Origin of the sequence: Chloroflexus sp. (assembly GCF_034431535.1) — a bacterium.
Taxonomy (GTDB): Bacteria; Chloroflexota; Chloroflexia; order Chloroflexales; family Chloroflexaceae; genus Chloroflexus.
The window spans coordinates 171,317-184,071 of sequence record NZ_DAOUDC010000017.1; the positions used below are offsets into that span (position 1 = coordinate 171,317).

A 12,755-nucleotide genomic window follows, 5' to 3' on the forward strand; every position below is an offset into this window, starting at 1 on the left:
AATATCACAAACCAACCACAACGCCTATGACAACCAAAGCACACGGACAATTACGGCGCGGACAACTACTTACGACCTACGGGCCGGGGGCGCTTTTCGACCTGCCGCGCCACGCTGCCATCATCGGCGGCCTTGACGTATGGCCGCCAACGAGCGCACTCGAAGAGATCAGCGAACCGCGCCTCGCGCGTATCATCCAACACATCACCAGCATCAGCAACCCGCGTCTCTACGCACCGCCGGCAGCCGATGACACACCGGGAGGCAAACCGCTCGGCGTTGGCGTTTACCGCTTCCCGGAATGGTTCGTCGTCCAAGAAAATGACCAAAGCAGTAGCCGCATTCGCTCACGGCGACTCGTGCCCCGCAAGGCGCTTGAGCGCAACCGGTACAACAAGCTGCCGGTCGTCGCCACCCGCTTCATTGCCGCGTGCAGTCGAGGCCATGTCGATGACATCGACTGGCGGACGTTCGTCCATCGCGGCAAAACCGACTGTCGGCAACAACTCTGGCTCGACGAACACGGCACGAGCGGCGATCTCAGCGATCTCAAAGTGCGCTGCGAATGCGGCGCCGAGCGTTCGATGATTGAAGCGAGGAACCGCTCAGCGCACCCGCTCGGTTGGTGCAGCGGAAGGCGGCCATGGCTCGGCCTCGACAGCAACGAAGAGTGCGGCGAACCGCTGCGCCTCCTCATCCGCACTGCCTCGAACGCCTACTTCCCGCAAGTGCTGGCCGTACTCTCGATCCCCGAACCTGAGCAAGGGATTGATGCGGTGGTCGCAGAATTGTGGGGCGAACTCTACATCGTGGAAGAAATCGGTGATTTACGCCTCCTTAAACGCAAGACAGATGTCGCCCAAAAGCTGGCGGCATTCACCGACGAAGACATCTTCGCCGCCATCCAACGCAAAAAGAGCGGTGCCGGATCGCCGGAAAAACCACCCAAGCTGGTGGAACTTGATGCCATCCTCGCCGCGCCGGAAGGCTACGGCGACGACGTACCGCTCAACGAAGACTTTCATGTTCGTCGCTTGCCCGATCGGGTCTGGCGCAAGAGCAAACTCAGCGACAACATCGCCGCCGTCTACCAATTGCACCGCTTGCGCGAAGTGCTGGCTCTGATCGGTTTCACCCGCTTCGAGGCCATCATGCCCGACATCAACGGCGAATACGAGCAAGAGGTCGAGCGGGCGCAGTTGGCGCGCGAGCCAAAGTGGTTTCCGGCAGTCGAAAACCGCGGCGAAGGCATCTTCGTCCAACTCGCCAGCGCCGCCGTGGCGCACTGGCTCGAACGGCCCGCCGTGCAGAGCCGCCTGCACGAGCTCGCCAGCGGCCATGCCCAATGGCAAGTACACCGCCACAGCAAACGTCCCTTCCCCGGCGGCCCGTACATCTTGCTGCACACCCTCTCGCACCTGCTCATCCAATCGCTCGCGCTGCGTTGCGGCTACCCGATGAGCGCCATCCGCGAACGGATCTACGCCGATGTTGCTGGGCAACGCTACGGCATCCTTCTCTACACCGGCAGTCCCGACGCCAGCGGCACGTTAGGAGGGCTCGTGCAACAAGCCCGTTCGCTCGAAGAGCACCTCGATTACGCTTTGCGCACCGGCATGTTCTGCTCGAACGACCCAATCTGTGCCCAGCACTCTCCACGCGACACCTTTGAAGAGCGGTGGCTGCTCGGCGCCGCGTGCCACGGCTGCGCCTTGATTAGCGAATCATCGTGTGAAATGCGCAACGACTACCTCGACCGGGCGCTGGCGGTGCCGGTCGTCGGATTGGAAGACGCCGCGTTTTTTGCAGTGGAGTAGGCAGGAATAGCCACGAAAAGACGCAAAAGACGCACAGATAGAAGATTTTGCGTCTTTTGTGCTTCTTTGTGGCTATTCCACAAGACGCAAAAGGCACACCAACCAAAACCCTTAGAGCCTTTGCGTTAAGAATCTCTGCGCCTTTGCTCACTTTGCGTCTTTGCGTTAACCGTCTTTGCTCACTTTGCGCCTAATGACTGGCCACGCCTATGAACGACATCCTGATCGAGCTGTCCACCGACAAGCGATCCAGACTCATCGCCGCGCTCGAACACGGTCAGCTCGACCTCACCAGCGGCGAAGTCGAACTGCGCACCGCCCTTGGCCGCCTCGACAACGCCGCCGCCCTCGCCGCTGCCCTCCACGAACTGCACGACCTCGGCATGAGCGCACGCGGCGCCGCCGCCGCCCTCCGCGCCATCGAGCGCGTCACCGCTCGCCAGCGCAAACCCGACCTCGTGCTGTCCGGTCTGCAAGTGCCGGGAATCTACGCCCGCGACACCAACATCGTGTACAACGAACTGCTCGGCAACGCCGAACGCAGCGTCTGGCTCAGCAGCTTCGTCTACTACGACGGGCCAAACGTCTTTGCCACCCTCGCCCAGCGTATGGAACAGCAACCACAGTTGAATGTCACCCTGCTCTTAAACATCCAGCGCCGCTGGGGCGACACCACCGCCAGCGACGCACGGGTGCGCGCCTTCGCTGTTGACTTCTGGCGCAAAGCATGGCCGGGAACCCGCCGTCCGCGCGTCTACTACGACCCCCGCTCGCTCAGCCTCGATGCCAGCGAGCGCGCCGTACTCCATGCCAAAGCCGTCGTCGTTGACGATGAACGACTCTTCATTACCTCGGCCAATCTCACCGCAGCCGCCGGTGAACGCAACATTGAAATCGGCGTCCTGCTGCCCGATCGCAGCATGGCGCTGAGTGTCGTCGCCTACTTCAAGCGCCTGATCGATGAAGGGTATCTGCACGTGCTGCCGGAGTAACTGTAGAATCGGACGGCGGTCCGGATCCGCCCCCGTTTATCATTGCGAGCCGCGCGGTAGGGGCAGAGCGCGGCTTTGCCCGCCGCGCGGCGAAGCAATCTCCCGCTTCAGCGGGAGGGGTGCCTCCACGCCATTGGGTTGCACCTCAGAGAGGAGATTGCTTTGGCGCTGCGCGCCCTATGTGGTAAAAACACCCTCTGCGTCCTCCGCGCTCTTTGTGGTAAAATTGGCTATCATATTTTCATCCTAAAGTATAATTTGCAACGCAAAACCTTTACACTCTAGTGCTTTGTTGAAGGATCTCTATGATGACATACCGTCGGTTCATCCACATCGTTCTTACAGGTTGTACAGGTATAGCAGTTACACTCTTCCTCTGGGTCGCGCTATCTCGGCTCAGCTATCCCTTCGCCATTGAATGGTTGGAAGGGAATTCCTTTTTGCATGTTTTGCGGGTGTTGCAAGGACAACCGCTGTATGTGGCACCAAGTTATGACTTCATCCCAATGATTTATACACCGCTGTACTACTACTTTTTGTGCCGATTGCGCCGTATCTGTTGGCGATGGCTGAACGGAAAACCCATTTTCATGGTTCTTCGCTAGGGGATTTGAATGTGATGATACAGCAACGTCCAGAGATGAAAGCTATCTATCAACCGTACATTGATCAGATTAATGCCACTATCCGCTCGGCTCGTACCGCAGTACTGCCTAATGCGCGTTGGTTCGATACAACCTTTAGTGCTGAGCGTGGGTATGTCTGTGTGCCGTTGAATGATGGTCGTCCGCTCTTGCCGCCATTGGGAGGGGTGGATTTACACTTGACGCGTATGTGCTTGAAGGAATAGGCTCAGGGCCGGCAAAAGGTATCAACGCCGTGCTGCAACGCAAGCCAAGGTGCAGCGGGTTCAAACGCAAAGGCGCAGAAAACGCTAAGGACACAGAGGTTTTTTTATTTTTGTGCCTTTTGCATCTTTGCGAGGCTCTTCTCCCTCTGCGTCCTCGACGGTAAAACACGTGCCTCCACCCCTAGCCCCTCAACCCGCTGGGGTTGAGGGGCGGACAGATATGGAGTACGGTAGTTTGACTGCCGCACTCCAAAGCCGGCAAGCGGGGGCGATACCGTAAAAACGCAACGCAAGCCAAGGCGCAGCGATGTTACACGCAAAAACGCGAAGGGTCGCAGAGGGTTGGGAAGGGGAGAGGTGCAAGGAGGGGTCGTCGCGATCTTGAACCTCCATCACGCGCGCACCATGATACGAGGTTGGTTGACTCACTTCAAATACCTACCCCCAAAAGCCGCTGGGGGAGGGGTGGTCGCTCAGGCAAATCATTCGCTGAAAGGAGATTGCTGCGGGCGCTGCGCGCCCTCACAATGACAGCATGCCTTTCCCGCTGCGTCCTCCGCGTCCTCTGCGGTAAAAAACACATCCCACCCCTGTGGTAAAAATCTCCCTTCCACCTCCGTGCCATCTGCGGTACCATGTGTTGTCTCCCGCAACCTGCGCTCGTTGCGGTACTTGGCAACGATGTGAGGAAAGAGAGTTTCACCCCTTATGCACGCATTGCTGCACGGTTTCAGCTATCCCTTCCGCGCTATCCGGCTCATTGCCGGCCAACCCCTGCTCTGGCGCTATATCGCCATTCCAATCGGATTAAACCTGCTGGTAGGCTTTATCCTCTACACCACCTTGTTGCTGGCCGGGTTCCAAGCGATTGATGCGCTGCTGGCCGGTTGGCCGGCGTGGATTGCGTGGCTGGTACGCGGTTTGCTGATCGTTGTGCTCTTTGTTGGGTTGGGGTATCTACTGGTGCGGTTCGGGGTGGTGCTCGGTTCGCCGTTCTACAGCCGGCTTTCCGAGCTGCTCGAAGAACGGTTGCGCGGGGTTGCCGTCACTGCGCCGCCGGCAACGCCGGCCAATATTGCCCGTGATCTGGGCCGCGCCCTCGCGTTTGAATTGAAGAAGTTGCTGCTGACGCTCGCTATTGGTTTGCCGTCGCTCTTGCTGAACCTCATCCCCGGCGCCGGTTCGGTTTTGGCGACGATCGCCGGCATTGCGATCGGCGCGACGATCGCCTGCCTCGACTTCTTCGATCCACCGCTCGAACGGCGGCGCTGGCGCTTTCGCGCGAAGCTAAGCTTCATCCGCCGCCATTTGCCGGCCAGCGCCGGTTTTGGCCTGATCTGCCTTGGCTTGGTGAGTGTTCCGCTCTTCAACTTGGTGGCGGTGCCGATCTGTATCACTTCCGGCACCCTCTTTTATTGTGATGTGGCCGAGCCGGAACGCGCCACCTAACCGCGTTATGGCGTGCCAACCGGTACGATCCGGTAGATATTGCCGTTCCGGTCGTCCGAGACAAAGATGACTCCATCGGGGGCGATCGTAACGCCAGCCGGACGGCCCCATGCCCCGCCGCATTCTTGCTGCGGGTTGTCGCGGAAGCCAGTGAGGAAGGCTTCGCCAGCGACTGGCATGCCGTTGGTGACGCGAATACGCTGCACGCGGCAATCGCGTGGCGTTTCGTCAGCATTCCAAGAGCCGTGGTAGGCGATCAAGACATCGCCATTCGCCAGCCGGTCAAGCCCTAACGGCGCGTAGTGGGCTAGATCGGTAAACAGTGCCGGCGTCGCTTGCGCGCAACTGCTGAAAGCGGCATCGAGCGGCACCCGCGTATCACGCACCTCTTGCGCGCCGGCAGGCACCGGCCCCAGTTCGGCAGTGTAGCAGTAGGGCCAGCCGTAATGCTTGCCGCGCTCAACCTCGATCAGCGCCTCTTCCGGCGGCAGATCGTTGCCCAAGCCATCGCTGCCATTGTGAGTGGCCCACAGCCTCCCGTCAGGCAAAAAGATGAAATCGACGCTGTTGCGCAAGCCTTCGGCCCACACCGCGCGCCGGCGCGGATCAGGATCACTGGCGAATGGATTATCGGCGGGAATGCCGCCAGTGATTGTATAGCGGAGAATAGCGGCCCGGCGCGGATCTCCTTCGCTGCAACCAACGGTGATATTGCACTTCGAGCCGACCGACACGTAGAGCATGCCGTCCGGGCCGATGCGAGCCGTGCGGGTTGAGTGGCCGCCGTCGTTGGGCAGGCCGTCAACGATGACCGTGATCTCACTGCTCTCGAACACCCCGTTGCTATTGTTGTCGCGCAGCCGCCACACGGTGGCATTGCCGGCGGCATAGAGATCGCCGTTATGCCATTCGAGGCTATGCACGCCGGGCAGATTCGTCGCCACCGGCGTGATCCCATCCGCTCTCCCATCGACATCGGCGTCGGCCAGCCGCACCACCCGGTTGGCGCTCCGTTCAGCGACATAGAGCGCGCCGTCGAACCCGATGGCCATCAGGCGCGGGCGATTCAACCCGCTCGCATAGAGCCGTACCGCATATTCTTCAGTGACTTGTAACCGCGCACTGATCGCGTCGGCTGGAGGAACAATCGGTGATCGGGCAATGATGGGAAGGTGAAGCCGATAAGGTGGTTGGGCAAGTGTAATGGCGACGAGCGCCAATCCCAGCGCAACCAGCAAGACAGCCAATGAGCGTTTCATACCTGTACAACCTTGACTTGATGATCCGGTACGTTCATCATACCAGATCAGCCAGCGCGATGGCCAAACGCATTGCCCGGTTTGGCTCTAGGTGACATGGGGTTGAGGGCCACCCCCTTTCGGGGGCAGGTATTTGAGGCAGCCCACCTTATATCATGGATGTCCCCACTCCCACCGTGATACGAGATGCCGCATGACTCACCACAAGGCAGGAGCGGAATGGACGGCACGCGGGTCACGCACCGCACCCCACCGCAGCACTCCGCCGGCGACGGTGTGCGCGTGGAGGATGTGCGGGATCGCGACCACCCGACCGGCTGGCCGCGTGACGGTGGCGACCGTGCTTGCAGTGCTCCGCACCCAGCAGGTCGCGGCCCCGCGCACGGCCGGTACGCAGCGCCACACCCTCGCTGTGACCACCTGTTTTGCCCCGTTCCTTGCGTGGATCGGGCGCGGATGGCACAGGCAGCCGATCGTGCTGGCGCGCGCTGCCGCCACCCTGCGCGACCGGTTCGTGGTGCTGACCAGCTCCGTTGGCTCTCGCGGGATCACCTTGCTGCATCGCGGCCTCTGTGGCCTCAATAGCACCTGCCCTCGCGCGCGAGTGTCTCCCTTCCTCCAACGGCGGAGGGGAAGTGACGCCTTTCAGGTAGGCTGTTCCGCTGAAGCGGGAGATTGCTTCGGGCGCTCCGCGCCCTCGTCATGACAAGAGGATACTCTCGCGATGACAAGCGGGCACCTGCCCGCACCCAACGTCAGGTCGGAAACCCTTTGCGCCCCCGCGCCGGCTGTGGTATACTGCGCGAGCATAGTTGCAGGCAAGGAGACGATGATCGCAATGGATACGATGGTTCTGACCAACACCTACCGCAGCCGCCCGATGGTTCATCGTCGCCGTCATCGTTGCCGTCGCCAGCCCATTGCGCGATCTGGCTAGCCGCGCCTGCACTTCTGTACGAGATGTTCTCAGGCCAGCACTGCCAGCGCGCAGGCTGGCTTCTTCTATGTATTCGCATCAAGCCAGCGCAGGGGGTTATGACGCACTTATATCTGATCCGTCACGGGGAAGCCGTCGCGAATGTTCAGCCGATTGTGGCCGGGATGCGCGGCGATGCCGGGTTGACGCCGCGCGGCATTGCGCAGGCCGAACGGTTGCGTGATCGCCTTGCTACGAGTGGCGAGATTAAGGCCGATGTTTTGATCTCGTCAACGTTGCCGCGCGCCCGCCAGACTGCCGAGATTATCCAATCCGCGTTGGGATTGCCGATTATCTTTGATGATGAGGTGCAAGAGCTGCGGGTCGGCGAGGCTGATGGCCTGCCGAATCACGAGGCTTGGGCGCTGTTTGGGGTGCCCGATTTCGACCGTTACCCGCTGCGCCCGATCGCTTCCGGCGGCGAGAGCTGGGGGGATTTTGTCCTGCGCGTGAGCCGCGCGCTCACGCGCATCACTGCCGAGTACGAGGGCAAGACGATTGTGGTGGTTTGTCACGGCGGTGTGATCGACTGTTCGTTCATTCACTTCTTCCGCATGCCGAGTCTGGTGGTACCGCCAACCGACTTTCATACCCGCAATACCAGCATCACGTGGTGGGAACGGGTGGAACGGCGGAACCAGCAGCTCTGGCGGCTCAATGCCTATAACGACATCGCTCATTTGCAGGGGATCGGCGCGGTCGAGTCGGTGCGCTGGGAAGACACGCATCCCGCCTCGCCGGTGCCGACCGAGGAGTAGCTCGGTATGGTCAGCTTTCTCGCCGATGGACACGTCGCAAGCCCGCGCGGCTGGCGCGCCGCTGTGGCTGCATGCGGTATCAAGTACGCAAACCGCAACGATCTGGCGCTGGTGGTGAGCGATTATCCGGCCACAGCGGCAGCGGTTTTTACCACTAACGCCGTGAAAGCGGCGCCGGTGCTGTACGATATGGCGCTAATGGCGCAAGGCGGTGATTTGCGCGCAGTGGTGATTAACGCTGGCAACGCCAATGCCTGCACCGGCGTCGATGGTGATGCTGCCGCCGTGGCGATGGCCCGCGCCGTCGAGCAGGCGCTCGATCTGCTACCCAACAGTGTCTTTGTCATGTCAACCGGAACTATCGGCGTACCGATGCCAGTGGACAAGATCACCCGCGGGATCATCGAGGCGGCGACCCGCCTTAGCCCTGATCACGGAGTGGCTGCGGCGCGCGCGATTATGACTACCGATACCCGGCCCAAGCATTGCGCCGTTACGGTGACGTTGCCTGATGGAAACGTGATAACCATCGGCGGGATGGCAAAAGGCGCGGGGATGATCCACCCGAATATGGCGACGATGCTGGCCGTGGTGACGACCGACGCCGCTGTCCCGCGCGATGTGCTTGACGCGGCGATGCGGCAGGTGCTTGAAGTAAGCTTTAACAGTATCAGTATCGATGGCGATACTAGCACTAACGACACGTTGCTGGTGATGGCCAACGGGGCGAGCGGCGCGCCGCCGATCACCGAGCTGGATTCGCCTGCTGGCGCTGCTTTTGTGGCTGGTCTCACTGCGGTGTGCCAGCACCTTGCCCACGCGATTGTGCGCGATGGCGAAGGCGCGACTCGCTTTGTCACCATCACGGTGCGCGGTGCCGTCAATAACGCCGAGGCTAAGCAAGCGGCGATGACCATTGCCCGCTCGCCGCTAGTCAAGACAGCGCTGTTCGGGGCCGATCCGAACTGGGGGCGGGTGCTGTGCGCGATTGGCTACTCTGGGGTAACGGTTGACCCCAACCGGGTGGTGTTGCACTTCGGCGGCATGCGGGTGCTGGAAAACGGTCTGCCGCTACCGTTCGACGAGAAGGCGGCGCATAAGCTGCTCGATGTACCCGACATTACGATTGACGCCGATCTTGGTCTCGGCGAAGGGAGCGCCACGGTCTGGACGTGCGATTTTAGCTGCGATTACGTGCGGATCAATGCTGAATACCGGACGTGACCACTCGACAGAGGGTGAAGGTCATGGATCGCACCGCGCGCCAACAACTTGCCCGTGAGCTATGCCAGCGCCTCGCCGCGCAGCCGGGAATGGTCGTGGCGGTGGCGGGGATGCTTGAACCGCCTACGCCGCTGACCGATTTCGATCCGCTTGAGGTGCTGGCAGTGGTTGAGAGCGCCGTCACGCGCCTACATCATAGCTTCATTGTGCAGAGCTTGCCGGTGACGATCCATACCATTGCCGCGGCAGAACTTACGGAAGTCATGTGCGCGCCTGACCTACGCTGGCCGCAGTGGCTGGGCTGGCTGGCGGCATTGCAACCACTGATCGGCAATGGTCAAAAGGTAAACGAATGGCTCGCGCAGGCCAGCGCTTTGGCCGAACTCGATTTTTACCGCAGCATCTTGCCGCACCTGCCGCAATTGGTGTTCGGCGCTTACGGCGAACTCCGCGCCGCCGCCGCTCGCCGCCACGAGCGCGATGCGGTCTTGTTGGTGCCGGCATTGCTTACCGAGCTGCATACTGCGCTCTGTTTGATCAACCGGCGCTGGCCCTCCCAGCGCTGCTTCGCCGGAATCGGGGAGAGTTTTTCGTTTCCGTTGCAGCCGCGCGATTGGCCGCAACTGGCCGCAGAGCTGCTCAATGCTCATCAGCTCGACGAGATCGTGCGCGTGGCCGGCACGCTCGTTGCCAACTACTGGCAATTGCTGGTACGGTGCAGTTTGACCATTGAATCTCATCAGACCACAGCAACCGCGCCTTTGTGATCCGAATGGAGGAGTAGCGTCAATGGAACACCGGCTTTGGGGGGGCAGATTTAGCGAACCAACGGCAGCCGAGATGCGCCGGTTTAATGACTCGTTCCGGTTTGACCGGCGGCTGGCCGACGTTGACATTACCGGCAGCATCGCGTGGGCCAGCGCCTTGGCGCAGGTCGGCCTGATTAGCGAGGCCGAGCATGCCGAGCTAGTGCGCGGCTTAGAGCTGGTGCGGGCCGAATTCGCCAATGGTACGTTCGTCGCAGTCGGAAGTGACGAAGACATTCATACCGCTGTCGAACGCCGGTTGCGCGAGCTGATCGGCGACGCCGCGCTCAAACTGCATACTGGCCGCTCGCGCAACGATCAGGTCGCCACCGATATGCGCCTCTACACGATCGGCATTGCCCGCCAGCTCGACCGGCGGTTGCGAGATCTGCAATTGGCGCTGCTTGCCCAAGCCGAACAACATGCCGATACCCTCATGCCGGGGTATACCCATCTGCAACGCGCTCAACCGATCACCTTCGGCCATTGGTGCTTGGCCTACGTCGAGATGTTTGCTCGCGACCGCAGCCGCTTGCGCGACGCCATTGCCCGTATGCGCGTGTTGCCGCTGGGAGCGGGAGCACTAGCCGGCAACTCGCTCGGTGTTGAACGCGAGCGGCTGACCGAATTGCTCGACGAATTTGATGAGCTGGCCGCCAATTCGCTCGATGCGGTCAGCGACCGCGACTTCGTGGCCGAGACACTCTTTGTCTGCGCGCTGATCGGCATTCACCTCAGCCGGTTGGCCGAGGATGTTATTCTCTACGCGAGTAGCGAATTTGGGTTTGTTGAACTGGCTGACGCCTACAGTACCGGCTCAAGTCTGATGCCGCAGAAGAAAAATCCTGATAGTATGGAATTGTTGCGCGGCAAGAGCGGCCGGCTGCTGGGCAATCTGGTGGCGCTGCTGACCGTGCTGAAAGGCTTGCCGCTCACGTACAACAAAGACATGCAAGAGGACAAAGAGCCGCTCTTTGACAGTTTTGACACGCTCGATCTCGGCTTGCAAGTAGCGGCGGCGGCTATTGCCACCATGACCGTGCGCCGCGAGCGGATGGCCACCGCGCTCGATGATGCGATGCTGGCTACCGACTTGGCCGACGAACTGGTGCGGCGTGGCGTGCCATTCCGGGTTGCCCACGGCAAAGCCGGCCAACTGGTGCAGCGAGCGATCGCGCTGGGCGCCAGCCTGCGCCATCTGCCGCTGAGCGAGTATCAGGCGGTCGAGCCAAGCCTTGACGCGAGCATCTATGCCGTGTTCGATATGGCGCGCAGCGTCGCCCAAAAAGCCAGCTACGGCGGTGCCGCGCCGCAACGAGTCCGTGAGCAATGCGCTCGCTGGCACGAAATCTTAGAGGAAGAAGACGAGTAAGGGCGCAGCCTGCTGAGCCTCGATACCGAACCGTCAGGGCACAACGTGCTGTGACCCCTATGTGAGACACCTAAACCTATGACCAGCCCGCTCTACACACCGCCAGTCAGCCTGCCGGTACTCCACATCCGGCCCGACGCCGCCATATCGATCCGCCGCGCGCGAGTGAGCGACGTGCCGCGGCTCTACGAGATCATCAACTACTACGCTGCCCGCGGCGATATGCTGCCCAAGACGCTCGATCAGCTCTATAACCGGGTGCGCAATTTTAATGTGGCCGAAGCCGATGGCGAAGTGATCGGCTGCGCCGCGTTGCATATCACGTGGGCCGATCTGGCCGAAGTGGTCAGTGTTGCCGTGCATCCGGCATTTCAGGGCCGCGGCGTTGGCCGCCGCCTCGTCGAACCGCTCTTCACCGAGGCGATTGAGTTGGGCATTCCCACCCTCTTCACGCTCACCTTGCAGGTCGGATTTTTCAGTTCGCTCGGCTTCCGCGAAATACCAAAATTGCGCCTACCGCACAAAATCTGGCAAGATTGCGCTACCTGCTTCAAACAGGATCGGTGCGATGAAATCGCAATGATCCGGCAGGTGCCGTAACCTTGATCCTCACCACCCAGAGCGGCACGCAGTTACGCATCGCTCTGGGTGGTTGTGAGAGCCATCACATATTCCCCGCTCATAACGCGGCTATTTCCACCATAGCAACGCGCCAAACTACCCTATTGCTGGGTGGCATCCGAATCATACGATTGCTCCGTATCTCTCTATGAAGCACCACAACACAGGAGTAATCGTATGCTGATGAATAGCACGATCGCTACCGCCATTTTGCTGCTTGTGCTTGGCATTGGTGGCGTCTTTTCAACCGGCGCCGCAACGTCGGCTATTCCCGCCTTGTTCGGGATCGTCTTGCTTGGGTTGGGCGTGGCGATTGAACGATCACCAACCCCGCGCCGCTTTGAGTGGATCGCTGCGCTGGTCGGGTTGCTGGGCTTTCTGGCGCCCGTCGCCAACCTTGTCCGTATCATTGGCCAGACCGGTTTTATCATCAACGCGGCTGTCTTTGCGAATATCGTGATGTTGGGTACGTGCGGTCTCTACCTGCTGGTCTGGCTGTGGGAGCAGCGCACCGGCGAGCGATTGCGAATTCGGTAGACAACAAATGGGATAACGAATGTACGAATGGGATAACGAATGTACGAATGGGATAACGAATGTACGAATGGGATAACGAATGTACGAATGGGAT

The 12,755-nt window shown here is 60.6% G+C and carries 13 protein-coding genes; 12 read left to right on the top strand and 1 reads right to left on the bottom strand.

Going from position 1 to position 12,755, the window contains the following annotated elements; translation table 11 throughout:
* The first annotated feature begins 26 nt into the window (after positions 1 to 26).
* The 5 genes from U9R61_RS04980 to U9R61_RS05000 all read left to right on the top strand — a co-directional run bounded on the left by U9R61_RS04980 (position 27) and on the right by U9R61_RS05000 (position 5,108).
* Positions 27 to 1,817: a DUF1998 domain-containing protein gene (locus tag U9R61_RS04980; protein WP_322487717.1), complete on the top strand. Its 1,791-nt coding sequence runs from the start codon at positions 27 to 29 to the stop codon at positions 1,815 to 1,817.
* A 209-nt stretch (positions 1,818 to 2,026) separates the two neighbouring features.
* Positions 2,027 to 2,809, top strand: a complete 783-nt coding sequence (drmC, locus tag U9R61_RS04985; RefSeq protein WP_322487718.1) for a DISARM system phospholipase D-like protein DrmC — start codon at positions 2,027 to 2,029, stop codon at positions 2,807 to 2,809.
* A 305-nt stretch (positions 2,810 to 3,114) separates the two neighbouring features.
* Positions 3,115 to 3,414 carry a hypothetical protein gene (locus tag U9R61_RS04990; RefSeq protein WP_322487719.1) on the top strand — a complete coding sequence of 100 codons (300 nt, stop codon included), beginning with the start codon at positions 3,115 to 3,117 and terminating at the stop codon, positions 3,412 to 3,414.
* Between the two features lie 14 nt (positions 3,415 to 3,428).
* Positions 3,429 to 3,659 carry a hypothetical protein gene (locus U9R61_RS04995; RefSeq protein WP_322487720.1) on the top strand — a complete coding sequence of 77 codons (231 nt, stop codon included), beginning with the start codon at positions 3,429 to 3,431 and terminating at the stop codon, positions 3,657 to 3,659.
* A gap of 708 nt (positions 3,660 to 4,367) precedes the next feature.
* On the top strand, positions 4,368 to 5,108 hold the full coding sequence (locus U9R61_RS05000; protein WP_322487721.1) for an EI24 domain-containing protein: 741 nt from the start codon (positions 4,368 to 4,370) through the stop codon (positions 5,106 to 5,108).
* 5 nt (positions 5,109 to 5,113) lie between these two features.
* On the opposite strand, the gene U9R61_RS05005 is transcribed toward U9R61_RS05000, so the two are convergent.
* Complete coding sequence (locus U9R61_RS05005) at positions 5,114 to 6,367, bottom strand: PQQ-dependent sugar dehydrogenase (protein ID WP_322487722.1); 1,254 nt, start codon at positions 6,365 to 6,367, stop codon at positions 5,114 to 5,116.
* Positions 6,368 to 6,560: 193 nt separating this feature from the next.
* On the opposite strand from U9R61_RS05005, the gene U9R61_RS05010 reads away from it, so the two are divergent.
* The 7 genes from U9R61_RS05010 to U9R61_RS05040 all read left to right on the top strand — a co-directional run bounded on the left by U9R61_RS05010 (position 6,561) and on the right by U9R61_RS05040 (position 12,661).
* Positions 6,561 to 7,073, top strand: a complete 513-nt coding sequence (locus tag U9R61_RS05010; protein WP_322487723.1) for a hypothetical protein — start codon at positions 6,561 to 6,563, stop codon at positions 7,071 to 7,073.
* A 329-nt stretch (positions 7,074 to 7,402) separates the two neighbouring features.
* A complete protein-coding gene (locus U9R61_RS05015; RefSeq protein WP_322487724.1) occupies positions 7,403 to 8,101 on the top strand; it encodes a histidine phosphatase family protein in 699 nt (232 codons plus the stop codon).
* A gap of 6 nt (positions 8,102 to 8,107) precedes the next feature.
* Positions 8,108 to 9,325, top strand: coding sequence for a bifunctional glutamate N-acetyltransferase/amino-acid acetyltransferase ArgJ (gene argJ / locus U9R61_RS05020; RefSeq protein WP_322487725.1), 1,218 nt, complete (start codon positions 8,108 to 8,110; stop codon positions 9,323 to 9,325).
* Between the two features lie 23 nt (positions 9,326 to 9,348).
* A complete protein-coding gene (locus tag U9R61_RS05025; RefSeq protein WP_322487726.1) occupies positions 9,349 to 10,092 on the top strand; it encodes a hypothetical protein in 744 nt (247 codons plus the stop codon).
* A gap of 22 nt (positions 10,093 to 10,114) precedes the next feature.
* Positions 10,115 to 11,503: an argininosuccinate lyase gene (gene argH, locus U9R61_RS05030; RefSeq protein WP_322487727.1), complete on the top strand. Its 1,389-nt coding sequence runs from the start codon at positions 10,115 to 10,117 to the stop codon at positions 11,501 to 11,503.
* A 78-nt stretch (positions 11,504 to 11,581) separates the two neighbouring features.
* Positions 11,582 to 12,103 carry an N-acetyltransferase gene (locus U9R61_RS05035; protein ID WP_322487728.1) on the top strand — a complete coding sequence of 174 codons (522 nt, stop codon included), beginning with the start codon at positions 11,582 to 11,584 and terminating at the stop codon, positions 12,101 to 12,103.
* A gap of 198 nt (positions 12,104 to 12,301) precedes the next feature.
* Positions 12,302 to 12,661 carry a hypothetical protein gene (locus tag U9R61_RS05040; RefSeq protein ID WP_322487729.1) on the top strand — a complete coding sequence of 120 codons (360 nt, stop codon included), beginning with the start codon at positions 12,302 to 12,304 and terminating at the stop codon, positions 12,659 to 12,661.
* The last annotated feature ends 94 nt before the right edge of the window (positions 12,662 to 12,755 follow it).

Excerpts from the sequence above, each read along its gene's own strand:
- U9R61_RS05040 (WP_322487729.1), top strand. The coding sequence starts at position 12,302 with ATGCTGATGAATAGCACGATCGCTACCGCCATTTTGCTGCTTGTGCTT.
- U9R61_RS05025 (WP_322487726.1), top strand. The coding sequence starts at position 9,349 with ATGGATCGCACCGCGCGCCAACAACTTGCCCGTGAGCTATGCCAGCGC.
- U9R61_RS04995 (WP_322487720.1), top strand. The coding sequence starts at position 3,429 with ATGATACAGCAACGTCCAGAGATGAAAGCTATCTATCAACCGTACATT.
- U9R61_RS05005 (WP_322487722.1), bottom strand. The coding sequence starts at position 6,367 with ATGAAACGCTCATTGGCTGTCTTGCTGGTTGCGCTGGGATTGGCGCTC.
- argH (WP_322487727.1), top strand. The coding sequence starts at position 10,115 with ATGGAACACCGGCTTTGGGGGGGCAGATTTAGCGAACCAACGGCAGCC.
- U9R61_RS05035 (WP_322487728.1), top strand. The coding sequence starts at position 11,582 with ATGACCAGCCCGCTCTACACACCGCCAGTCAGCCTGCCGGTACTCCAC.
- U9R61_RS04990 (WP_322487719.1), top strand. The coding sequence starts at position 3,115 with ATGATGACATACCGTCGGTTCATCCACATCGTTCTTACAGGTTGTACA.
- U9R61_RS04980 (WP_322487717.1), top strand. The coding sequence starts at position 27 with ATGACAACCAAAGCACACGGACAATTACGGCGCGGACAACTACTTACG.
- U9R61_RS05000 (WP_322487721.1), top strand. The coding sequence starts at position 4,368 with ATGCACGCATTGCTGCACGGTTTCAGCTATCCCTTCCGCGCTATCCGG.
- argJ (WP_322487725.1), top strand. The coding sequence starts at position 8,108 with ATGGTCAGCTTTCTCGCCGATGGACACGTCGCAAGCCCGCGCGGCTGG.
- drmC (WP_322487718.1), top strand. The coding sequence starts at position 2,027 with ATGAACGACATCCTGATCGAGCTGTCCACCGACAAGCGATCCAGACTC.
- U9R61_RS05015 (WP_322487724.1), top strand. The coding sequence starts at position 7,403 with ATGACGCACTTATATCTGATCCGTCACGGGGAAGCCGTCGCGAATGTT.
- U9R61_RS05010 (WP_322487723.1), top strand. The coding sequence starts at position 6,561 with ATGACTCACCACAAGGCAGGAGCGGAATGGACGGCACGCGGGTCACGC.